This window comes from uncultured Maribacter sp., assembly GCF_947500405.1.
Classification (GTDB): Bacteria; Bacteroidota; Bacteroidia; order Flavobacteriales; family Flavobacteriaceae; genus Maribacter_B.
This window is the reverse complement of sequence record NZ_CANMRY010000006.1, coordinates 89,595-109,530: the sequence shown is the minus strand read 5'-3', so window position 1 is coordinate 109,530 and position 19,936 is coordinate 89,595. Positions and strand designations below refer to the sequence as shown.

Below are 19,936 nucleotides of genomic sequence, written 5' to 3'. Positions count from 1 at the left end.
TAAAAAAAATAGGGTTTTATATTAAGTAATATTAAAAATTGAGTCAAATTTGTTGGAAATATTTTTGAGTGAATAATTTTAATAAGAAATGGCTTTATCTAGCACTATTATCCTTTATATGGGGGTCTTCTTTTATTTTAATAAAAAAGGGTCTAGTAGGGTTTAGTTCTTTGCAAGTAGGGGGTCTACGAATTATTTTTGCCTCTCTATTTTTATTTGTATTTGGAATAAAAAGTTTAAAAAATATAAGCTTAAAAGATTGGAAATGGATTTCTATAGCAGGTTTTTTAAGTTCCTTTTTTCCACCCTTTTTTTTCGCTATTGCCCAAACAGAAATTGACAGTGGAATAACCTCTATTTTGAACTCTATAGTTCCGTTAGCAACTACTTTGGTAGGGGTATGGTTATTTGGTTTGGCTATAAATAAAAGACAAATTTCAGGCGTGTTTATTGGTCTTTTAGGAACAATAGCTTTAATAGTTGTTGGTATGGAGTTTAGTCCTAATCAAAATTATTGGTATTCTATTTTCATCTTTTTATCTGCCTTGGGGTATGCTTTTAATATAAATATTATTAAGAGACACTTAGCGCATTTAACACCATTGCAGGTTACTACTGGTAGCTTTGGAGTAGTAATTATACCTGCGATTATTATGTTAGGATATGGCGGAATTTTAGAAGTAAATTATAAAAGTATAGAAATACAAAAGGCATTGGTTTACCTACTTGTTTTAGCTATTTTGGGAACTGCAGTAGCAAATATTCTTTTTAATAAATTAATTCATATATCTAGCCCTGTATTTTCGGCATCTGTAACTTATATAATCCCTTTGGTGGCAATTTTATGGGGTATTTTAGATGGCGAAACAATAAATTTATATCAAATAGTAGGAGGTGTAATAATTCTTTTTGGAGTTTGGCTAGTAAATAAAAAAAAGCACCCCATTAAAGAGTATTAAAATTTAAGTAAAAAAAGCGCTAAAAACCTTGTAAATTATATAATTAGAAGTATATTTGCACCCGCCTATTTAAAAAATAAATAGGTTTTAATATTAAATTAATACACGCTATGTACGCAATTGTAGAGATGGCAGGGCAGCAATTTAAAGTTGCAAAAGACCAAAAAGTGTATGTTCACCGTTTACAAACGGAAGAAGGAAAAAAGGTAACTTTTGACAATGTACTTCTTTTAGATGACGGTAAGAACGTTACTATTGGCGCCCCAGCTATAGACGGAGCCGCTGTTGAGGCTAAAGTCATTAAGCACCTAAGAGGTGATAAAGTAATCGTTTTTCACAAGAAAAGACGTAAAGGTTATAGAAAAAAGAATGGTCACCGCCAGTCTTTAACTGAAATAGTAATTGAGAGCATAGTGTCTTCTGGCGCTAAAAAAGCAGCTCCAAAGAAAGAGGCCGCTCCTAAAAAAGAAGCAGCTCCTAAAGTAGCGGCTAAAAAAGCAGCTCCAAAGAAGGCAGCAAGTGCTAAAGCAGATGATTTAAAGAAGATTGAAGGTATTGGTCCAAAAATCGCTGAAACTTTAACCGCTGCAGGAATTGCAACTTTTGCTGATTTAGCAAAAACAAAAGCAGAGAAAATTTCTGAAGTTATTGCAGACGTTCGTGGAAATCACGTAACAGATACTTGGCCAGCTCAAGCTAAATTAGCAGCTGAAGGCAAATGGGATGAGTTAAAAAAATGGCAAGACGAATTAGATGGTGGGAAACCAGCATAAGTAGTAACAATATAAAACCGTAACAAAATGGCACATAAAAAAGGTGTAGGTAGTTCTAAAAACGGTAGAGAGTCAGAATCGAAACGTTTAGGTGTTAAGATTTTTGGCGGGCAAGCAGCAATTGCCGGAAACATTATCGTAAGACAAAGAGGAACAGTACATAATCCAGGTGAAAATGTATACTTAGGTAAAGACCATACATTACACGCACGTGTAGATGGTATTGTTAAGTTCCAGAAAAAAGTAGGAGGAAAATCTTATGTTTCCATTGAGCCTTTTGAGGCTTAATAAACCTATAATAATAAAGTAAAAAACCCTCTCAATTTTATTGATAGGGTTTTTTATACCTGAAGTTTACTCAATAGGTATATAAAAAGCCCTTATTAAATTTTAATAAGGGCTATTGTTATGTTTATTAAGAAGAGAAGCTTTTTAGTACCTGTAATATTCAGGTTTAAAAGGTCCTTTTACAGTTACACCAATATATTCTGCTTGGTCTTCTCTTAATTCTGTAAGTTCTACACCAATTTTTGCTAAGTGAAGTTTAGCAACCTTCTCATCTAAATGCTTAGGTAACATATATACTTCATTTTTATAAGCATCTCTATTTGTCCATAGCTCTAATTGTGCAAGAGTTTGGTTGGTAAAAGAGTTACTCATTACAAAACTTGGGTGTCCAGTAGCACAACCAAGGTTTACTAAACGCCCTTCGGCAAGTAAAATAATATCTTTTCCATTAATAGTATATTTATCAACTTGGGGTTTAATTTCTACTTTGGTAGCACCATAGTTTTCATTTAACCAAGCCATATCAATTTCATTATCAAAATGACCAATATTACAAACAACAGTTTTGTCTTTCATAGCTTCAAAATGTTTTCCTTGAACTATGTCTTTATTACCTGTAGTAGTAATAATAATATCTGCGTTACCAACAACAGTTTCTAAACGTTTTACCTCAAAACCATCCATTGCAGCTTGTAAAGCACAAATTGGGTCAATTTCTGTTACTGTAACTATAGCACCAGCACCTTTAAAAGAAGCAGCAGAACCTTTCCCAACATCGCCATAACCACAAACAACTACACGCTTACCAGCAAGCATAAGATCCGTAGCTCTTCTTATAGCATCAACAGCACTTTCACGACAACCATATTTATTATCGAATTTAGATTTAGTAACGGAGTCATTAATATTAATAGCAGGCATTGGTAATGTGCCGTTTTTCATTCTTTCATATAAACGGTGAACACCAGTAGTAGTTTCTTCACTTAAACCGTTAATACCAGCTGCTAGTTCTGGAAATTGGTCTAAAACCATATTCGTTAAATCGCCACCATCATCTAAAATAAGATTTAAAGGTTTTTTATCCTCACCAAAAAATAAAGTTTGTTCTATACACCATTCAAACTCTTCCTCTGTCATGCCTTTCCAAGCATATACAGGAATTCCAGCTGCAGCAATTGCTGCAGCTGCTTGATCTTGTGTAGAAAATATGTTACAAGAACTCCAAGTAACGTCTGCTCCTAAGGCAACTAAAGTTTCTATAAGTACAGCAGTTTGTATAGTCATATGTAAACAACCAGCAATTCTTGCTCCTTTTAAAGGCTGCTTACCTTTATATTCTTCACGGAGAGCCATTAAACCAGGCATTTCTGCTTCTGCAAGATTAATTTCTTTTCTACCCCAATCAGCTAGGGAAATATCTTTTACCTTATAAGGCACATAAGAAGTAGTTTTGGTGCTCATATTGTTTTTTATTTTTTACTTTCGTTATTAAGGCTAATAATAGACCTTTTACCAAATACAAAGGTACAAATAACTTAAATAAAAGAATGCCACTTTATAAGACATTAGAGGTAAATACATCTACCGCAATTTACATTTGGAAAATTGAAGAAACGGAAGAGGAACTTTCTGAAAATATTAGTTTAACTAAGAGTAGTTTAGATAGACTTAAAAGAATGAAATCTGAATTGCATAGAAAAGGGTTTTTAAGTATACGGCATTTAATGGCTTTAGCTGGTTATGAGGATGCCGATATGTATTACGATGAAATTGGAAAACCCTATTTAAAGGATGGAAAAAAAATTTCCGTAACACATTCAAATCATTTCACAGGAATTATAATTAGTGCTACAGATCATGTTGGTATAGACATAGAAAGACAACGAGAGAAAATACTAAGAATAGCGTATAAATTTACGCCAATAAAAGAATATAGAACTATAGCAAATACAGCAGCATTAATTAGAAAACTTACTATAGTTTGGGGTTGTAAAGAATCTTTGTATAAAATTTATGAGCAAGAAGGGCTTAGTTTTTTAAAAGATATTATTGTAAACGATTTTGATATGACAGATGGAAAAACTACAGGCGAAATTATTTATAATAGGCAGCATACGTATTATAAAATAAACTTCTTAGAGTTTGAAAATTTTACATGTGTTTACGCTATAAAAGAATAATTTACTTTAATTATTACTATGAATATATCTATTGAATTAACTTTTTCACCTTTACAGGACGATTTTGAAAAGCATATAATTAATTTTATAAAAAAAATAAGAAGCTCAGGTTTAACTGTGTTAGAAAATCCATTGAGTACTCAGGTCTATGGAGACTATGATAAAGTAATGAAAGTTCTTTTTATAGATATAAAAGAAGCTTTTGAAATGATGGACAAAGGGTTGTTGTTTATGAAAATAGTAAAAACGGATCGTAGCGAATATGAGCCTCATTTTTGATTGGATTTTTGCTCAATATCAAGGCACCGCAACCTATTTAATAGTATTAGAGTTTGTAGGTGTTTTTTTTGGGTTTTTAAGTGTATGGTATTCTAAGAAAGAAAATATACTAGTTTTTCCAACAGGAATTATAAGCACGGCTATTTTTGTATATATTTTATTAGTTTTTGGTCTTTTAGGAGATATGCTAATAAATGCTTTCTATTTTATAATGAGTATTTATGGCTGGTACTTTTGGACAAGAAAAGTAGATAAGGATAGGTATACGCCTATAACTAAAATGACAAACTTAGATAAGAAGTACAGTATAATTATGTTTATTGGTACTATCCTATTTGTAAGTTTAGTGTATTTTGTATTTAATAAATTTGATAGTTGGACGGCATATGTAGATAGTTTTACTACAGCAATATTTTTTGTGGGAATGTGGTTAATGGCAAAGAAAAAGCTAGCCAATTGGATTTTTTGGATTATTGGAGATGTTATTTCAGTCCCATTATATTTATATAAGGGATTAGTTTTTACAGCAATACAATATTTATTATTTACTATAATTGCTGTTTATGGATATAAAGCATGGAAGAAAAGTATAAGCAAGAGCCCACAAATATTGTAAAAGTAGTTTTGTTTGGACCAGAATCAACAGGAAAAACAACATTATCAGAGCAATTGGCTAAGTATTACAATACCACTTGGGTTGCAGAATATGCAAGAGAGTATTTACAGGCTAAATGGGATAAAGAAAAAAAAACCTGTGAACCATCAGATTTGCTTCCAATTGCAGAAGGGCAAATAAAGTTAGAAAATTCGCTTTCTAAAAAAGCTACGAATTTGTTAATTTGTGATACAGACTTATTAGAAACAAAAGTATATTCCGAAGCTTATTATGTAGGTTACTGTGACCCTATTTTGGAAAAATATGCTCTTGAAAATTCCTATGATTTATATTTATTAACATATATAGACATTCCTTGGGAAAAAGATGATCTTAGAGATAAGCCAAATGAGAGAGAAAAAATGTTTTTATATTTTAAAGAAACTCTAGAAAAATATAACAAGAATTTTATTACCTTAAAAGGAAATAAAAAAGAACGCCTTACAACCGCAATTAATCACATAGATAAATTATTAAAAAAATGATGCAACTAACTGTTAATGATAAAGTTCAATTAGAGAAAAAAGGAATATCTGCAGAAAAAGTTAGAAATCAAATAGAAACTTTTTCAGAAGGCATACCATTTGTTAACTTGGAAAAAGCTGCTATTGTTGGAGAAGGAATATATAAATTCTCTGATAATGATGAAAAAATGTTAATTAAATACTACAATTCTTTTCCAGAAAATATTTCTATATTAAAGTTTGTTCCTGCATCTGGAGCTGCATCAAGAATGTTTAAAGCTCTTTTTAATTTTTTAGATTCTTATAATTATAAACAAGAAACTTTTCATGAATATTTAGCCAGGACTAATGATAAAAGTATGGAAGCTTTTGTAAATAAGATTGAAGCTTTTCCGTTTTATAATAAGGTAAAAGAATTAATTGCCAGTAAAACATCAGACGAAAATGAAGTGATTTTCTTGTTTGTAGAGAAACTACTTTCAGAAGAAGGGTTAAACTATGGTTTTTTCCCTAAAGGACTTCTTCCATTTCATGATTATATAGAGTATACCGCAACTCCTTTTGAAGAACATTTATTAGAAAGCGCTGTTTATGCTAAATCTGGAGCAAAGGCCAACTTACATTTTACTATTTCCGAACAACATAAAGAAATGTTTTTAAAGGAATATGCCGCTATAAAGGATAGAGTAATTAAGAAAACTGGTATGGAATATAATATATCATATTCTTTCCAAAAAAGTGCTACAGATACTATTGCAGTAGATATGGATAATAAGCCATTTAGAAATTCTGACGGTTCTATATTATTTAGACCTGGAGGGCACGGAGCTTTAATAGAAAATTTAAATGAACAAGATGCAGATGTAATTTTCATAAAAAATATTGATAATGTTGTAGTTCCTAAACAAATGGAAATACTTGCTAATAGCAAAAAAATATTAGCAGGAGTTTTACTTCAAGTACAACAAAAAGCATTTAAGTTTATAGAATTTTTAGAGAATAGCTCTGCATCTGAAGAAGAATTACAAAAAATTAAAATTTTTTTAGAAGACAGGTTAAACGTAAGATTTATAGAGAATTTTAATTCTTATACTATTCAAGAAAAAGTAAGCGTTTTAAAAGATAAATTAAATAGGCCTATACGCGTTTGCGGAATGGTAAAAAATGAGGGGGAACCTGGAGGAGGACCATTCTGGGTTAAGGATTCTTCTGGAAGAACATCTTTGCAAATAATAGAATCTGCGCAAATAGATATGTCTATAGAAAACCAAGCAGCAATAGTAAAGAATGCAACACACTTTAATCCTGTAGATTTAGTTTGTGGAGTTAAAAATTATAAAGGTGAAAAATATAATTTATTAAATTTTGTAGATATTAAACAAGGTTTTATCACAGGAAAAACAAAGGAAGGAAGAGAATTAAAAGCATTAGAATTACCTGGCTTGTGGAATGGGGCAATGGCCTTCTGGAACACTATATTTGTTGAGGTTCCGTTAGAAACCTTTAATCCTGTAAAAACGGTAAATGACCTTTTAAAGCCATCACATCAGGTATAAAATTATCACTTAAAAAAAAGAAAAAGCTGCATTTGCAGCTTTTTTTTTGCTTAAAAATGTGACTTTTTAAAAACACCTGTGTCTTACTATATGTAAGGCAAATAATAATAACCTTTTTTAAATACTAAATAAAATGATTTCTACAGTTTTTGCAATAGTCGGATGTGTAACTTTTATAGTTTCTCTTTGTGTAATTGCAGCAATTTGTTGGGAGAATGATTAAGGTTTAAATAACATAAATAAAAAATGAAGCATATTATGACATCTTTAATTTTAGGAATAATAACTATTCTAGTTTGGTTATTTGCTAGTACAGAATTACATTCTATAGAGAGTAAAGAAAAAAATATAAAAACAGTTGTTGTAGAGAACAATGAAGATATACAAAGAGTCCTTTTTAGAAACACTAACCATGAGCTATAAGGATATGATCAATTAAATTTAATTTTTAAGCAAAGTTCCCCCTTTTTTAAAGTCGTATTTCTTGATAAGTAAGTAATTTAATGCGTAAAGGGTTTTTGAGTTAGTTGCAAATAAAAGTTATACTTATTTTTGGTTGGTTGTTAGGGGTTGCTTCGGCAGCTCCTTTTTTTTGTTTTAAGCTTTTTTTAACTTTTTATTATGATAAAATGAAAAGCAGTATTACATTTGCTGCATCTCAAAGGGGTGCTTACAAAAGTAGGCTGAGATTATACCCAATGAACCTGGGCGGGTAATGCTGTTAAGGGATACGTTGAATTTTTTTCTTAAGGCCAATAATAGGCCAAAAAATCAAAATAACAATTAGAATAATTGCCCCTTTTATTCGTAGCTAAAGTAGTACGAATGAAATCTATTTTCATAACAATTACAGTTTTTATCTTAACCGGGAGCATTTTTGCTCAAGAGCAACAAATAGATTCCTTAGAAGGAAATAAAGTAGTCTTAGACGAGGTTTTTGTATCTGCAATAAGAGTAACAAAAGAATCTCCAGTAACCTTTTCTAATTTAACTAAAGAAGAGATTGCACCTAGAAATTTAGGACAAGACATTCCTATTTTAATGAACTTTTTACCATCTGTAGTAACAACATCAGATGCGGGAGCTGGTATTGGCTATACAGGTATTAGAGTACGTGGTAGTGATGCAACAAGAGTTAATGTAACTATTAACGGTATACCATATAATGACCCTGAATCTCAAGGTACTTTTTGGGTAAATATGCCAGATTTTTCATCTTCTACACAAAGCTTACAATTACAACGTGGTGTTGGTACATCAACAAATGGGGCAGGAGCATTTGGAGCAAGTTTAAATGTCCTTACCGATGGTTTTTCTGAAGAAGCTTTTGCACAAATAGCATCTTCTATAGGTAGTTTTAATACGTTAAAAAATTCGGTAAAATTTAGTACTGGATTATTAAATGATCATGTAGAAATTGCAGGTCGTTTATCTAGAATTACTTCGGATGGTTATATAGATAGAGCATCGTCAGATTTAGACTCTTATTTTTTGCAAGGAACCTATAAGAGTGATAAAAATTTATTTAAAGCATTATTATTTGGCGGACATGAAGTAACCTATCAAGCTTGGTATGGAACACCATTAGCAAGAATTAATAATGATGCTGCTGGAGTAGAAGAATTTATTGTTAATAATGGACTTTCAGACGAAGAAGCAGAAAATTTAAGAAACTCAGACCGTAGATATAACTACTACACCTATGAGAATGAGGTAGATAATTACAAGCAAAATCATGCGCAATTACTTTGGAATCATAAACCAAATTCAGAATGGAATACTAATTTAGCTTTTCATTATACAAGAGGAAGAGGATATTTTGAGCAATATAAAGTAGATGAAGATTTTGAAACCTATGGGATAACTCCTATCAATGTTGATGGAGAAGATGTAAATACTACCGATATTATTAGAAGACGTTGGTTAGATAACCATTTTTATGGAACAACATTTTCTGCAAATTATAATAGCGATAAAATAGATGTAATATTTGGATATGCATGGAATAAATATTTAGGAGATCATTTTGGTGAAGTTATTTGGGCAGAATTTGCTAATAATTTAAATTATGGAGATCGTTATTATGATGATAACTCTGTAAAAACAGACTTTAATGTTTACACAAAAGCAAATTATAAATTAAACCAGCAATGGAGTGTGTACGGAGATTTACAATTACGTACTGTTGGTTATAAAGCAAATGGAGAGGACACTGGAATTGTAGATGATACCTTTACATTTTTTAATCCTAAGGCAGGAGTAACTTTTGATTTAAATAAGAATAATAACTTTTATCTTTCTTATGCCATCGCAAATAGAGAACCAAATAGAAATGATTATGAGAATGGAAACCCAAAACCAGAACGTCTAGGAGATTTAGAGTTAGGGTGGCGTTATGTTTCACCTAGCGTACAACTAAATACGAATGTTTATTACATGAAGTATAAAGATCAATTAGTGCTTACAGGAGAACTTAATGATGTTGGAGCACCTTTAAGAGCAAACGTTGGAGATAGTTATAGGTTAGGATTAGAGATAGATGCTAATATTAGTTTAGGAGAACATTTTGCTATAAGACCAAATATTACACTAAGTCAGAATAAAAATAAAGATTTTCTCTTTCAAAGAGATGGTGTGGTACAGAATTTAGGTGACACAGAAATATCTTTTTCTCCAAGTGTAGTTGCAGGTGGTGCTTTTGCCTATATGCCAAAAGATAATATACAATTAGCCTTGTTAGGTAAATTTGTTGGGGAGCAATATATGGGGAATATAGATGCAGAAGGGTCTAAATTAGATAGCTATTCGCAGTTTGATTTTAATGTACAGTATGAGATTAATACAAATTCATTTATAAAGAGTATTGTTTTATCTGGATTGGTAAATAATATATTTAATGAAAAATATATTTCAAATGGATATTTTTTTACGTTTGACGATACCTGGTCTAACCCAGGGGTAACAACAACAATAGAGGGTGCTGGTTATTACCCTCAAGCAGGAACTAATTTTTTATTAGGAGCAACCATTAACTTTTAAACATTAAGTGCTTATTTATTAAAAGGGAGATTTTTTTAAAAGAAAAACTCCCTTTTTTTATTTTTGTTAGGGAGCATTTATAGAAATTTAGCATGAAAAATAAAATTAGATGGGGAATTATTGGTTGTGGTGCAGTGACCGAAATAAAAAGTGGGCCACCATACCAAAATACGAATGGTTTTGAGCTTGTTGCCGTAATGAGAAGAGACGCCAAAAAGGCTGAAGACTATGCGAAAAGGCATAATGTTGCTAAATTTTACACCAATGCAGAAGATTTAATTTTAGATAAGGAAGTAGATGCTATTTATATAGCAACACCACCAGATACGCATAAGTTTTATGGTTTAAAAGTTGCTGCTGCTGGCAAAGCATGCTGTATAGAAAAACCAATGGCACCTTCTTATAAAGATAGTTTAGCTATTTATAACGCTTTTAAGAATAAAAACATCCCCCTTTTTATTGCATATTACAGAAGGTCTTTGCCACGTTTTTTAAAAGTAAAAGAATGGATAGATAGTAACCAAATTGGGGATATTCGTCATATTCGCTGGTTCTTAAGCAAAACCCCGTCAGACATAGATATGAGTGGAGTTTATAATTGGCGCACAGACGCTATCATTGCTCCAGGAGGTTATTTTGATGATTTGGCAAGTCATGGACTAGATCTTTTTTCTTTTTTATTAGGAGATTTTAAAGAGGTAAAAGGGGTAGCAATAAATCAACAAAAATTATATTCAGCAAAAGACGCTATAACAGCTTCTTGGGTTCATGAAAGTGGAGTTACAGGAGAAGGAAGCTGGAATTTTGGAAGTTTTTCCAGAGAAGACAAAGTTGAAATTATAGGAAGTAAAGGGAAAATAGTTTTTTCAGTATTTAAAGAAGAAGAAATACAATTAACTACAGCACAAGAGACAGAAAAATTATTTATTGAAAACCCTAAACATGTGCAGGAATTTCATGTAAAAAACATTCAGAAACATCTATTAGAAAATAAAGAGCATCCGTCTTTGGGGAATACTGGATTACATTGTAGTTGGGTTATGGATAAAATATTAGGGAATATATAAGTTTAGTTAGATATAACAACAATATTACCGCTGCCAGTAGCTCTGTATTCTAGCATATTATAATAACGCCCACCGTCATTTGGACTATTAGATAATTGCCCAGTAAATAAGTTATAGGTATATTCTTCACAAGAACAGGTAGCTACTTGTCCATCTATAACCATTTTAGAACATTCATTGGGAGCATGATTAGGGCAACTAGCTTCAAAAGCTCTATATTGATCAAAGCCAGTATTTATTACAAAAACCCCTTTTGTTCCCACGCCATTTATATTAACAGGGACTGCATTACCAACATTAGTTAAGTCACTATACTGTGGTAAGTTTAAGTTAATATCAATACGAAAACCTATATCTTGTAAATATGGATTTCTAATACCTCTATCAGAACTGCAAGAAAATAAAATACTAAGTATAAAAAAGGAAAAGATATATTTCATAATTAAGATAAGGTTAAGATATGTTTTACAAAAATGAGCAAAAAATATGTATATTTGCGTTAAATCCTCGCTAAAAAACCCTTATAATGTGGTATAAGTAGAGGATTTTCTGATTTATTAAATTTAGAGTAATGAGTAACGTATCCTATTATACAGCAGAAGGGTTAAAAAACTTAAAAGACGAGTTAAACCAATTAAGAGATATAGAAAGACCAAAAGCATCGCAAGCAATTGCAGAAGCAAGAGATAAAGGAGATTTATCTGAAAATGCGGAATATGATGCTGCAAAAGAGGCGCAAGGCTTATTAGAAATGAAAATTTCTAAAATGGAAGCAATTGTAGCAAATGCAAGGTTAATTGATGAATCTCAGCTTGACACTTCTAAGGTTTTAGTTTTATCTACCGTAAAATTAAAGAACCAAACCAATGGCATGGAAATGAAATACACACTTGTAGCAGAAAGTGAAGCCGATTTAAAAACAGGTAAAATATCGGTTAGTTCTCCTATTGGTAAAGGTTTGTTAGGAAAAGAAGTAGGAGATGTTGCAGAAATTACAGTTCCTAATGGCACCTTAAAATTTGATATATTAGAGATTACTAGAGCTTAATACTTTATTTTTTAGACATAAAAAAACCCGGATATTTCCGGGTTTTTGTTTTCAACGTAATTTTTATAATTACAAAAAGGGGTAAAATTAACTAGCTTTTCTAATTTTTTTAACCACTTTTAATTTTGCTTTCTTCGCTTTTTTCTTTGCTGCCTTTTTAGCGGCAACTTTCTTTTTTAAGGCTTTTTTAGCTTTCTTTTTCTTTGCAGTTTTCTTTGCTTTTTTAGTAGCAATTTTTTTAGCTAATTTTTTCTTAAGTTTCTTTTTATCAACTTTTTTACTAGCCTTTTTTTTACTTTTTTTCGACATTTTCTCTTTTTAGGTTAATGAATATGTGAATCACAAAGTTACTAAAATGTTTCTCTAATGTAAATTAATTGTAAACAAATTTTAAAGAATTTTCTTTCTACTATTTATTTTCACCTCAAATTACATCTCTCTAAGGCTACTTTTGTACCTTTGAAAAAGCTAAAAATTAACAATATGCCAACCATTTTCACCAAAATTATTAATAAAGAAATTCCTTGTTTTAAAATTGCAGAAGACGAAAACTTTTTTGCTTTTTTAGATATTAATCCAAATGCAAAAGGCCATACATTATGTATCCCAAAGAAAGAGGTAGATAAAATAATGGATTTAGATGAAGAAACGTATATGGGTTTAATGGCTTTTTCTAGGAAGGTAGGTAAGGCAATAGAAGCTGCATTAGATTGTAAACGTGTTGGTATAACAGTTATAGGCTTGGAAGTTCCTCATGCCCATGTACATCTTATTCCTCTTAATGAAATGAAAGAAGCTACTTTTCAAAATAAAGTAAAGTTAACTACAGAAGAGTTTGAAGCTGTTGCGACTAAAATACGTGCTAAAATTTAATAATTCCCGAAATAAATAAATATATGCCAACACCTATTAGAGTAAAAATGAACAATAATAAAATGTAAAATAGAGTAGTATATTTTACAGATTTTTTTTCTGGAATTGCCATTTTCTGGTAATATTCAAAAATACGCTCAATATCATCTGTCCAGTTTACAGGATAAATATCAGATTTACAGGTGTTACAAGTAAGCTTATGTGTAACCACATTAGTTGTTTTGTGCACAAACTTTCCATAACTGTGTTTTTGATAAAAAGAAAGTCTTAAATCTTGATTAAAACATTCTGGGCAGTTATTAGTTATATCGGCTTCTTTTATAACTACTAATTTTATTTCAGCCATTACGTACTTTTTACTTTTAAGGATATTTGCATTATGGTACCCTCTTTACCAGACGAAAGTACTTTAATTTTTCCATTATGGTATTCTTCAACTATTCTTTTTACTAAAGAAAGGCCTAATCCCCATCCTCTTTTTTTAGAAGTAACTCCAGGATTAAAGATAGTTTGAAAATTATTTTTAGCAATTCCAGTTCCAGTATCGGCAATTAAAATATTTACATATTTACCGTTTTGGACTATTTCAATTGCAATACTCCCTTTGCCCTTCATAGCGTCTATGCCATTTTTTACTAAATTTTCTATAGTCCAATTGTATAAAGAACTATTTATAAGCACAGGTAAAGTTTCTACTTTAGGAACAAAAGAAAAATGAATAAGTTTAGAGCTTCTTCTTCTAAGATATTCATATGCTTCTCGAGTTTCCTTTACAATATCTGCTTCTTTAAGGGTAGGTAAAGAGCCAATTTTAGAAAAACGTTCTGTAATAGTTTCTAGTCTGGCAATATCTTTTTCTATTTCTTGAGTAATATCTTGGTTAATATTTTCCATTTTAAGTAACTCATTCCAGCCTAATAAAGAAGAAAGTGGTGTTCCAATTTGGTGCGCAGTTTCTTTTGCCATCCCTGCCCATAATTTATTTTGTTCCGACGCTTTATTGGTCTTAAAAAAGAAAAATATAACGGCTCCAAAAAGAATTATTATTAAGAGTAATGCAACAGGATAATATTTAAGTTTATTCAAAACATCAGAATTACCATAATATAAAGTTGCTAAATGTTCTCCTTGTTGATCTATAGAAATAGGGGTGTTTTCATTCTGAAATTGAAGTATTTTTTCTCTAATATATAAGCTATCTTCTATTTTTTTATGGGGCATATTATTTACCCTAATAGATCCGTCTTTATTTTCTAAAATCATGGGTGAGGAAGAATTGTTTTGAAGAACTTTTATAGTAAGGTTTCCCAAATCCATGTTTTCTGAAGATTGTAAAAGCTCAGATTGTGCAGTTGCCCAAATCTCCATTTTTAAGCGCTCTTCCTCTTTAAACTTTTTAAAAAAACTATTAGTATTCCATAAAATAAGACTTACAATACCAAAAGCTACTGCTAATAAAACGAGGTTATACGTTTTTTTACGAGAATTAAAATTCATGGAACATGATTTCTGGTAATAAAGATACATTAAAATGCAATAATATTGCTTTTAGGTAGTAATCTAGAGTTTTAAATAGATTACAATTTTCATACATTTGTAATTCTATATAATTAAGATTTTTTAAAAATAAACTTAATTTAGAGATAGAAAAATAACAATCACTTTTAAAAGAAAAAAGTAAGTACAGTAAACTAAGAGAATATGGAAGTACAAGGAAAAATTAAGCTAATTAACCAAGAACAAACTTTTGGAAACAACGGGTTTAGAAAAAGAGAATTAGTAGTTACCACAGATGAGCAATATCCGCAAAGTATAATGATTGAGTTTGTGCAGGATAAGTGCGATTTACTTAATAAACATAGTGTAGGACAAGATGTAAAAGTAAGTATTAATTTAAGGGGTAGAGAGTGGACAAACCCACAAGGAGAAGTTAAGTATTTTAACTCTATACAAGGTTGGAGAATAGAAAGTTTACAGTCTGAAGCTCCAAATGCTAATATTCCTCCTGTACCTCCAATGGATGCTTTTGAACCTGCAGATAATTTAAATGAAGAAGATCACGACGATTTACCTTTTTAATTAAAGATATGTAAATAATATTAAAGCCTTCCTAGTTAAATTTGGGAAGGCTTTTTCGTATAATTTTAATGCAGAAAATAAGAGTAACGTGTCTTTATATTTTTTAAATCAAGAATTGTTTTTCCCTCCTGTTATAAATGCTCATGAAGATGGGTTATTAGCAATTGGTGGAGATTTGTCCCCAGAACGCTTACTTTTAGCGTATGGGTCCGGAATTTTTCCTTGGTTTAATGAGGGGTCACAAATTCTTTGGTGGAGCCCAAACCCTAGAATGGTTCTTATTCCTGAGGAAGTTAAAATTTCTAAAAGTATGCGTAAGGTTCTAAAGGAGAACTCTTTTTCTGTAACAAAAAACCAAAGTTTTAGAGATGTTTTAATTAATTGTGCCACTGCAAAAAGAGAAGGGCAAGAAGGTACTTGGATAACTACTGAAATGATAAATGCTTATGTAAAACTGCACGAATTAGGTAAGGCAGTTTCTTATGAAGTTTGGGAAAATAAAGAGCTTGTTGGTGGTTTGTATGGTATAGATTTAGGAACTGTTTTTTGTGGAGAAAGCATGTTTAGTACACGTAGTAATGCTTCTAAATTTGCATTTATAAAAATGGCACAAGAACTAGAAAAAAAAGAATACAAACTTATAGATTGCCAAATGTACACACCACATTTAGAAAGCTTAGGAGCAAGAGAAATACCAAGAGATGACTTTATATCTATCCTAAAAGAAAAGTAACCTACTTAGATTTAGTATAAAGTGTGGTCGTAGTTTGGTGGTAAGGTTTCTTTAATGGATATATTTTTTCCTTCGAAATTATAGAGTGTTTTATATTCTTTTTTACCGCGCGTTTCTTTTTTTCCTTTTACCAATAAATTGTAATTAATATCGGGAGTAATTAAGTTTTGAAAAGCAACTTTTAATATTTCTTTCTCATTGTTAAGTACCACATATTGTTGTTGTATTTCTTTTATTTTATAGGAAGTAAAAGTTTGTTTTAAAAATAGAAGAATACGTTCATAACTTTCTTCGGGAATATCAATAGTGCTAATTTTCACCTCAATATCCTTAAGGATTCCTTCTTTAGTAAATTCTAGACTATACCATAAGCGTTCTTTTTTAAATTTAACGTTATATATGGCTACTGATTTATCTATTTCTTTATAATATTTAATTTTTTTTGTTCCAGTTAGTTTTTCTTCAATTAATTGCAAAGCACTGCTAGGAAATTGAGATTTTTTAATTCTAAATTCTCTTTCATACTTTAACTGCGCCTGTATTTTAAAAGTGCTAAAAAAGACTATTACTAATAGGAATTTATACTTCATTATACCTAAAACAATTTATTTCATGATCATTTACCATACCTGTTGCTTGCATAAAAGCATAAACTACAGTACTGCCTACAAATTTAAAACCTCTTTTTTTTAAATCTTTACTAATAGTATCAGAAAGTGGGGTGTTAGCAGGGGCTTCTTTGTAATTAATAACCTTATTTTTTATTGGTTTATGGTCTACATAATCCCAAATATACTTGCTAAAACTACCAAATTCTTCTTGTACTTTCATAAAAGCTTTTGCATTGGTAACGGTAGCATTAACTTTTAATTTATTTCTAATTATTCCAGCATCTTGTAATAAGGCGTCTATTTTTGGTTGCTCATATTTTGCAATTTTTTGATACTCAAAATTGTCAAAAGCTTTCCTAAAATTTTCTCGTTTTTTTAAGACGGTAATCCAACTTAAACCTGCTTGGAACGTTTCTAACACTAAAAATTCAAACAACGCATCATCTTCTTTCTCAGGAACACCCCATTCTTGGTCATGGTATTGTTCATAAAGGTCATCTCCTAAACACCAACCACACTTATGTTTTTTCATAGTTTATTTTCTAAAAACTAAAGATATGTAAGTTTTATAAAATTTATCCTACCAATATGATCAATATTAGCTTTTCTAAAAGCGGACTAAAGTAAATTTGAAGATAAAATTATTTTGAATGGGAACATTAGGCAATAATACAATAGAAAAAGAAACGACAACTTTAATTAAAGAAGCCTTAGATATAGCTATTTCTTATGAAGAATATAGAGCTTTAGTAACATCTTTGGCAGAGGAAGAAAAATCTACAGGGACTCTGCAAACAGAAGCATTAACTAATTATACTGTTTTAAATAATAGGCGTATGAAACGTTTAGATAAAACTATAAAAGTAAATGAAGCTGTAATAGAAAAAGTAAAAGCTTATTCTAAAAAAGTTACTTGGTTAGTTTTAACAGAAAGTTGGTGTGGAGATGCTGCCCAAACAATGCCAATAATGAATAAGTTGGCAATATTAAACCCGAATATAAATTTACAAATTATACAAAGAGATCAGAATCTAGAATTAATGAATAGGTTTTTGGTAAATGGAACACTCTCTATTCCTAAATTAATAATGATAGATAATGATACTTTAGAAGTTCTTGGAGAATGGGGTTCTAGACCTACGATAGCCGCCAAAATGGTAGAGGATTATAAAAAAGAACACGGAACTTTAACTCCAGAGTTTAAACAAGATTTACAGGTTTGGTATAATAAAGATAAAGGGCAAAATACAATCCAAGATTTAGTAAAGCTGCTTGGTGTTTAATTATAAAAAAATATGCTGTAAAAGTGATTATTCCTTTTTATGGAGATTTATGGTTATGTTTAAGATAAATAATTATTTAGTATTGGCAGTTAATACTATAAATTATGATATTTGAATAGTATTTATTTAATATGTTATGAGATTATTATCTATAGTATTTAGTGCTTTCTTTCTTATTTTTCTTGCTTGTAGCTCTTCTAGTGGAAAAGTAGAAAAACCAAAATTAGAGCCTAAAGAAACTTCAATAAATTTTATTGATGAATACATATTTCCAGAGAAAGAATTTTTTAAGAATACTTTAGTAGGCGGACTCTCAGGAATAGATTATCATAATGGAAAATGGTATTTTATTTGTGATGATTCTAAGGCACCTGTTAGATTTTATACTGCTGAAATAGATTATGATTTAGAAGGATTTAATATTTTAAATTTAACTGATGTTGTTGAGTTTAAAGAAGAAAATGGACAACCATTAGAGAGTGGTGTTGCAGATCCAGAATCTATACGTATTACTAAAAATAATACAATAGTTTGGAGTAGTGAAGGGGGTATAAATAATGGTATTAATCCTTTTATAAGAGAATCTTCTTTGAGTGGAGATTATATACGCTCTTTTACTTTGTCTAATAAGTTCAAAGTTTCTTCGGAAGAGAATATAGGCCCTAGAAATAATGGTGTTTTTGAAGCACTTTCTTTAGATGCTAATGCCAGGGGATATTGGACGGCTACAGAGTTACCACTAAAACAAGATGGGGCAGTACCTACAACAACAGAAGCAATAACTCCTGTGAGAATTGTTAATATTGATGAAGAAGGTAATTTTGGAAAAGAATTTGTGCATGAGCTCAATTCTGTTCCTAAACCTGCTATTAATGATACAAACATAGAGGTTAATGGACTTGTAGAGCTTTTAGCATTTGATACTAATAAATTTTTGGCGTTAGAACGTTCTTTTTCTTCTGGTTATACAAATGGAGGTAATACCGTAAAAATTTATAGTGTAGATATTTCTAATGCAACAAATGTAAGTGGTGTTTCAAGTTTAGAAGGAGCAGTTTATACGGCATCTACCAAAAAATTACTATTCGATTTTGAATCTATTAGAAGTAAATTAACAAATGGTATAGTAGATAATATAGAAGGTATAACTTTTGGACCAGATTTTAAAAACGGTAACCGCTCTTTGGTTGTTATAGCAGATAATAATTTTAGTTCTTTTGCACCACAACTAAATCAGTTTATAGTGTTAGAGTTAGAAAACTTAGAATAACAGTAAAAAACTTTATTTGCCTTGAAAAATATAGGTTATTGTTCCTTTTTGAGAAGTTTTGTCTGAAGAATTAAACTTGGCTTTGTACGCATATGTAATAGCATTATCTACTAAGCAACCATTTGTTGTAGTAGAGCTTTTTGCATTAAAAGAAGCATCGGTAACATTGCCAACCGCGTTAACTTGAATATTAATAACCACTTTGCCACCTTCTATACAAGTGTATATTGGTGGGGGTAATTTGTAGTTATTTCTATTTACTAAAGAATAAGAAACAGATGTTTTACGAGCCGCTAAATTGTTTGTAAACTCTTCTTTTTGTGCTTCTCTTTCTCCTAAAAGTTGTTTTTTTTCTTCTCTTTTTTTAGCTAATTCTTTTACACGAGCATTATATTCAGAATTAGAATTATCAGAAGGGGAATCACTACTGCTAGTAAGTTCTCTTTCTTCTAAAATTTCATCTAATGTTTTTAAGGGTTCAGGATTACCATAACTAGGTTTAGCAGTTTTATTAAATGCTAAATGACTTTTTATTGGGTCTACATTAGCTTGTTCTTCAAGTTTTTCTTTCTCTTCAATAAGCTCTTCAAGTTCCTCATCTAGCATAACCATTTCTACAACATATTCCTCTTTATCTTCCTCTTTGCCTAAGTGTATATTGTATAGAGCTAACACCATGATTGACAGGGAGAAAAAAGTAATTAAAAAGGATAAATGTTTACGATTTAATTGCATAGGATTATAACCTCTTTTTTGCTAAAATATTTTACAAGACCTTA

Annotated in this window: 25 protein-coding genes; 17 read left to right on the top strand and 8 right to left on the bottom strand. The window is 30.6% G+C overall.

Annotation, left to right across the window (positions count from 1 at the left end):
* The first annotated feature begins 68 nt into the window (after positions 1-68).
* From Q0945_RS09965 to rpmA, 3 genes are all read left to right on the top strand, one after another.
* Positions 69-959: an EamA family transporter gene (locus tag Q0945_RS09965; RefSeq protein ID WP_299434100.1), complete on the top strand. Its 891-nt coding sequence runs from the start codon at positions 69-71 to the stop codon at positions 957-959.
* 110 nt (positions 960-1,069) lie between these two features.
* A complete protein-coding gene (gene rplU, locus Q0945_RS09960) occupies positions 1,070-1,732 on the top strand; it encodes a 50S ribosomal protein L21 (RefSeq protein ID WP_299434098.1) in 663 nt (220 codons plus the stop codon).
* Between the two features lie 27 nt (positions 1,733-1,759).
* On the top strand, positions 1,760-2,020 hold the full coding sequence (rpmA, locus tag Q0945_RS09955) for a 50S ribosomal protein L27 (RefSeq protein WP_121064831.1): 261 nt from the start codon (positions 1,760-1,762) through the stop codon (positions 2,018-2,020).
* A gap of 144 nt (positions 2,021-2,164) precedes the next feature.
* Here rpmA and ahcY read toward each other — a convergent pair whose 3' ends face one another.
* Positions 2,165-3,481 (bottom strand): adenosylhomocysteinase, encoded by a 1,317-nt coding sequence (ahcY, locus tag Q0945_RS09950; protein ID WP_299434096.1) that lies wholly within the window; start codon positions 3,479-3,481, stop codon positions 2,165-2,167.
* 86 nt (positions 3,482-3,567) lie between these two features.
* Between ahcY and Q0945_RS09945 the strand changes: the two genes are divergently transcribed.
* The 8 genes from Q0945_RS09945 to Q0945_RS09910 all read left to right on the top strand — a co-directional run bounded on the left by Q0945_RS09945 (position 3,568) and on the right by Q0945_RS09910 (position 11,260).
* Positions 3,568-4,200: a 4'-phosphopantetheinyl transferase family protein gene (locus Q0945_RS09945; RefSeq protein WP_299434094.1), complete on the top strand. Its 633-nt coding sequence runs from the start codon at positions 3,568-3,570 to the stop codon at positions 4,198-4,200.
* An 18-nt stretch (positions 4,201-4,218) separates the two neighbouring features.
* Positions 4,219-4,479, top strand: a complete 261-nt coding sequence (locus tag Q0945_RS09940) for a hypothetical protein (protein ID WP_299434092.1) — start codon at positions 4,219-4,221, stop codon at positions 4,477-4,479.
* Positions 4,463-5,095, top strand: coding sequence for a nicotinamide riboside transporter PnuC (pnuC, locus tag Q0945_RS09935; protein ID WP_299434090.1), 633 nt, complete (start codon positions 4,463-4,465; stop codon positions 5,093-5,095). The genes Q0945_RS09940 and pnuC overlap by 17 nt, the downstream gene beginning before the upstream one ends.
* Positions 5,056-5,619 (top strand): ATP-binding protein, encoded by a 564-nt coding sequence (locus tag Q0945_RS09930; protein ID WP_299434088.1) that lies wholly within the window; start codon positions 5,056-5,058, stop codon positions 5,617-5,619. The genes pnuC and Q0945_RS09930 overlap by 40 nt, the downstream gene beginning before the upstream one ends.
* The gene (locus tag Q0945_RS09925) at positions 5,616-7,154 is read left to right on the top strand and encodes a DUF4301 family protein (RefSeq protein WP_299434086.1); all 1,539 of its coding nucleotides are present in this window, start codon (positions 5,616-5,618) and stop codon (positions 7,152-7,154) included. Before Q0945_RS09930 ends, Q0945_RS09925 begins: the two co-directional genes overlap by 4 nt.
* Before the next feature lie 246 nt (positions 7,155-7,400).
* Positions 7,401-7,577 carry a hypothetical protein gene (locus Q0945_RS09920; RefSeq protein WP_298489211.1) on the top strand — a complete coding sequence of 59 codons (177 nt, stop codon included), beginning with the start codon at positions 7,401-7,403 and terminating at the stop codon, positions 7,575-7,577.
* A gap of 402 nt (positions 7,578-7,979) precedes the next feature.
* A complete protein-coding gene (locus Q0945_RS09915) occupies positions 7,980-10,193 on the top strand; it encodes a TonB-dependent receptor (RefSeq protein ID WP_299434083.1) in 2,214 nt (737 codons plus the stop codon).
* Between the two features lie 92 nt (positions 10,194-10,285).
* Positions 10,286-11,260, top strand: a complete 975-nt coding sequence (locus tag Q0945_RS09910) for a Gfo/Idh/MocA family oxidoreductase (protein WP_299434082.1) — start codon at positions 10,286-10,288, stop codon at positions 11,258-11,260.
* Positions 11,261-11,262: 2 nt separating this feature from the next.
* On the opposite strand, the gene Q0945_RS09905 is transcribed toward Q0945_RS09910, so the two are convergent.
* Positions 11,263-11,700 carry a hypothetical protein gene (locus tag Q0945_RS09905; protein ID WP_299434080.1) on the bottom strand — a complete coding sequence of 146 codons (438 nt, stop codon included), beginning with the start codon at positions 11,698-11,700 and terminating at the stop codon, positions 11,263-11,265.
* 131 nt (positions 11,701-11,831) lie between these two features.
* Between Q0945_RS09905 and greA the strand changes: the two genes are divergently transcribed.
* Positions 11,832-12,308, top strand: a complete 477-nt coding sequence (gene greA / locus Q0945_RS09900) for a transcription elongation factor GreA (RefSeq protein ID WP_299434078.1) — start codon at positions 11,832-11,834, stop codon at positions 12,306-12,308.
* 87 nt (positions 12,309-12,395) lie between these two features.
* Here greA and Q0945_RS09895 read toward each other — a convergent pair whose 3' ends face one another.
* Entirely contained in the window at positions 12,396-12,617 is a 222-nt protein-coding gene (locus tag Q0945_RS09895) for a hypothetical protein (RefSeq protein ID WP_299434076.1), read from the bottom strand.
* A 174-nt stretch (positions 12,618-12,791) separates the two neighbouring features.
* On the opposite strand from Q0945_RS09895, the gene Q0945_RS09890 reads away from it, so the two are divergent.
* The gene (locus Q0945_RS09890; protein WP_299434075.1) at positions 12,792-13,181 is read left to right on the top strand and encodes an HIT family protein; all 390 of its coding nucleotides are present in this window, start codon (positions 12,792-12,794) and stop codon (positions 13,179-13,181) included.
* Here the strand turns inward: Q0945_RS09890 and Q0945_RS09885 are convergent.
* On the bottom strand, positions 13,171-13,527 hold the full coding sequence (locus Q0945_RS09885; protein ID WP_299434074.1) for a hypothetical protein: 357 nt from the start codon (positions 13,525-13,527) through the stop codon (positions 13,171-13,173). The two genes, Q0945_RS09890 and Q0945_RS09885, sit on opposite strands and share 11 nt — an antisense overlap.
* Complete coding sequence (locus tag Q0945_RS09880) at positions 13,527-14,678, bottom strand: HAMP domain-containing sensor histidine kinase (protein ID WP_299434072.1); 1,152 nt, start codon at positions 14,676-14,678, stop codon at positions 13,527-13,529. The genes Q0945_RS09885 and Q0945_RS09880 overlap by 1 nt, the downstream gene beginning before the upstream one ends.
* Before the next feature lie 204 nt (positions 14,679-14,882).
* Here Q0945_RS09880 and Q0945_RS09875 point away from each other — a divergent pair, with 204 nt between their 5' ends.
* The gene (locus Q0945_RS09875) at positions 14,883-15,260 is read left to right on the top strand and encodes a DUF3127 domain-containing protein (protein WP_299434070.1); all 378 of its coding nucleotides are present in this window, start codon (positions 14,883-14,885) and stop codon (positions 15,258-15,260) included.
* An 88-nt stretch (positions 15,261-15,348) separates the two neighbouring features.
* The gene (gene aat / locus Q0945_RS09870) at positions 15,349-15,993 is read left to right on the top strand and encodes a leucyl/phenylalanyl-tRNA--protein transferase (protein ID WP_299434068.1); all 645 of its coding nucleotides are present in this window, start codon (positions 15,349-15,351) and stop codon (positions 15,991-15,993) included.
* 11 nt (positions 15,994-16,004) lie between these two features.
* Here aat and Q0945_RS09865 read toward each other — a convergent pair whose 3' ends face one another.
* Positions 16,005-16,583, bottom strand: a complete 579-nt coding sequence (locus Q0945_RS09865; protein ID WP_299434066.1) for a hypothetical protein — start codon at positions 16,581-16,583, stop codon at positions 16,005-16,007.
* Positions 16,573-17,136 carry a DNA-3-methyladenine glycosylase I gene (locus Q0945_RS09860; RefSeq protein ID WP_299434064.1) on the bottom strand — a complete coding sequence of 188 codons (564 nt, stop codon included), beginning with the start codon at positions 17,134-17,136 and terminating at the stop codon, positions 16,573-16,575. The genes Q0945_RS09865 and Q0945_RS09860 overlap by 11 nt, the downstream gene beginning before the upstream one ends.
* Positions 17,137-17,254: 118 nt before the next feature.
* Here Q0945_RS09860 and Q0945_RS09855 point away from each other — a divergent pair, with 118 nt between their 5' ends.
* Positions 17,255-17,887 (top strand): thioredoxin family protein, encoded by a 633-nt coding sequence (locus tag Q0945_RS09855; RefSeq protein ID WP_299434062.1) that lies wholly within the window; start codon positions 17,255-17,257, stop codon positions 17,885-17,887.
* Positions 17,888-18,023: 136 nt separating this feature from the next.
* Positions 18,024-19,157 (top strand): esterase-like activity of phytase family protein, encoded by a 1,134-nt coding sequence (locus Q0945_RS09850; protein ID WP_299434060.1) that lies wholly within the window; start codon positions 18,024-18,026, stop codon positions 19,155-19,157.
* A 12-nt stretch (positions 19,158-19,169) separates the two neighbouring features.
* Here the strand turns inward: Q0945_RS09850 and Q0945_RS09845 are convergent, their stop codons facing one another.
* The gene (locus Q0945_RS09845) at positions 19,170-19,892 is read right to left on the bottom strand and encodes a hypothetical protein (RefSeq protein WP_299434058.1); all 723 of its coding nucleotides are present in this window, start codon (positions 19,890-19,892) and stop codon (positions 19,170-19,172) included.
* Positions 19,893-19,936: the final 44 nt, after the last annotated feature.

What these genes read in the sequence shown, in the direction of transcription:
- rplU (WP_299434098.1), top strand. Translation starts at nt 1,070, where the DNA reads ATGTACGCAATTGTAGAGATGGCAGGGCAGCAATTTAAAGTTGCAAAA.
- rpmA (WP_121064831.1), top strand. Translation starts at nt 1,760, where the DNA reads ATGGCACATAAAAAAGGTGTAGGTAGTTCTAAAAACGGTAGAGAGTCA.
- ahcY (WP_299434096.1), bottom strand. Translation starts at nt 3,481, where the DNA reads ATGAGCACCAAAACTACTTCTTATGTGCCTTATAAGGTAAAAGATATT.
- Q0945_RS09945 (WP_299434094.1), top strand. Translation starts at nt 3,568, where the DNA reads ATGCCACTTTATAAGACATTAGAGGTAAATACATCTACCGCAATTTAC.
- Q0945_RS09940 (WP_299434092.1), top strand. Translation starts at nt 4,219, where the DNA reads ATGAATATATCTATTGAATTAACTTTTTCACCTTTACAGGACGATTTT.
- pnuC (WP_299434090.1), top strand. Translation starts at nt 4,463, where the DNA reads ATGAGCCTCATTTTTGATTGGATTTTTGCTCAATATCAAGGCACCGCA.
- Q0945_RS09930 (WP_299434088.1), top strand. Translation starts at nt 5,056, where the DNA reads ATGGAAGAAAAGTATAAGCAAGAGCCCACAAATATTGTAAAAGTAGTT.
- Q0945_RS09925 (WP_299434086.1), top strand. Translation starts at nt 5,616, where the DNA reads ATGATGCAACTAACTGTTAATGATAAAGTTCAATTAGAGAAAAAAGGA.
- Q0945_RS09920 (WP_298489211.1), top strand. Translation starts at nt 7,401, where the DNA reads ATGAAGCATATTATGACATCTTTAATTTTAGGAATAATAACTATTCTA.
- Q0945_RS09915 (WP_299434083.1), top strand. Translation starts at nt 7,980, where the DNA reads ATGAAATCTATTTTCATAACAATTACAGTTTTTATCTTAACCGGGAGC.
- Q0945_RS09910 (WP_299434082.1), top strand. Translation starts at nt 10,286, where the DNA reads ATGAAAAATAAAATTAGATGGGGAATTATTGGTTGTGGTGCAGTGACC.
- Q0945_RS09905 (WP_299434080.1), bottom strand. Translation starts at nt 11,700, where the DNA reads ATGAAATATATCTTTTCCTTTTTTATACTTAGTATTTTATTTTCTTGC.
- greA (WP_299434078.1), top strand. Translation starts at nt 11,832, where the DNA reads ATGAGTAACGTATCCTATTATACAGCAGAAGGGTTAAAAAACTTAAAA.
- Q0945_RS09895 (WP_299434076.1), bottom strand. Translation starts at nt 12,617, where the DNA reads ATGTCGAAAAAAAGTAAAAAAAAGGCTAGTAAAAAAGTTGATAAAAAG.
- Q0945_RS09890 (WP_299434075.1), top strand. Translation starts at nt 12,792, where the DNA reads ATGCCAACCATTTTCACCAAAATTATTAATAAAGAAATTCCTTGTTTT.
- Q0945_RS09885 (WP_299434074.1), bottom strand. Translation starts at nt 13,527, where the DNA reads ATGGCTGAAATAAAATTAGTAGTTATAAAAGAAGCCGATATAACTAAT.
- Q0945_RS09880 (WP_299434072.1), bottom strand. Translation starts at nt 14,678, where the DNA reads ATGAATTTTAATTCTCGTAAAAAAACGTATAACCTCGTTTTATTAGCA.
- Q0945_RS09875 (WP_299434070.1), top strand. Translation starts at nt 14,883, where the DNA reads ATGGAAGTACAAGGAAAAATTAAGCTAATTAACCAAGAACAAACTTTT.
- Q0945_RS09865 (WP_299434066.1), bottom strand. Translation starts at nt 16,583, where the DNA reads ATGAAGTATAAATTCCTATTAGTAATAGTCTTTTTTAGCACTTTTAAA.
- Q0945_RS09860 (WP_299434064.1), bottom strand. Translation starts at nt 17,136, where the DNA reads ATGAAAAAACATAAGTGTGGTTGGTGTTTAGGAGATGACCTTTATGAA.
- Q0945_RS09855 (WP_299434062.1), top strand. Translation starts at nt 17,255, where the DNA reads ATGGGAACATTAGGCAATAATACAATAGAAAAAGAAACGACAACTTTA.
- Q0945_RS09850 (WP_299434060.1), top strand. Translation starts at nt 18,024, where the DNA reads ATGAGATTATTATCTATAGTATTTAGTGCTTTCTTTCTTATTTTTCTT.
- Q0945_RS09845 (WP_299434058.1), bottom strand. Translation starts at nt 19,892, where the DNA reads ATGCAATTAAATCGTAAACATTTATCCTTTTTAATTACTTTTTTCTCC.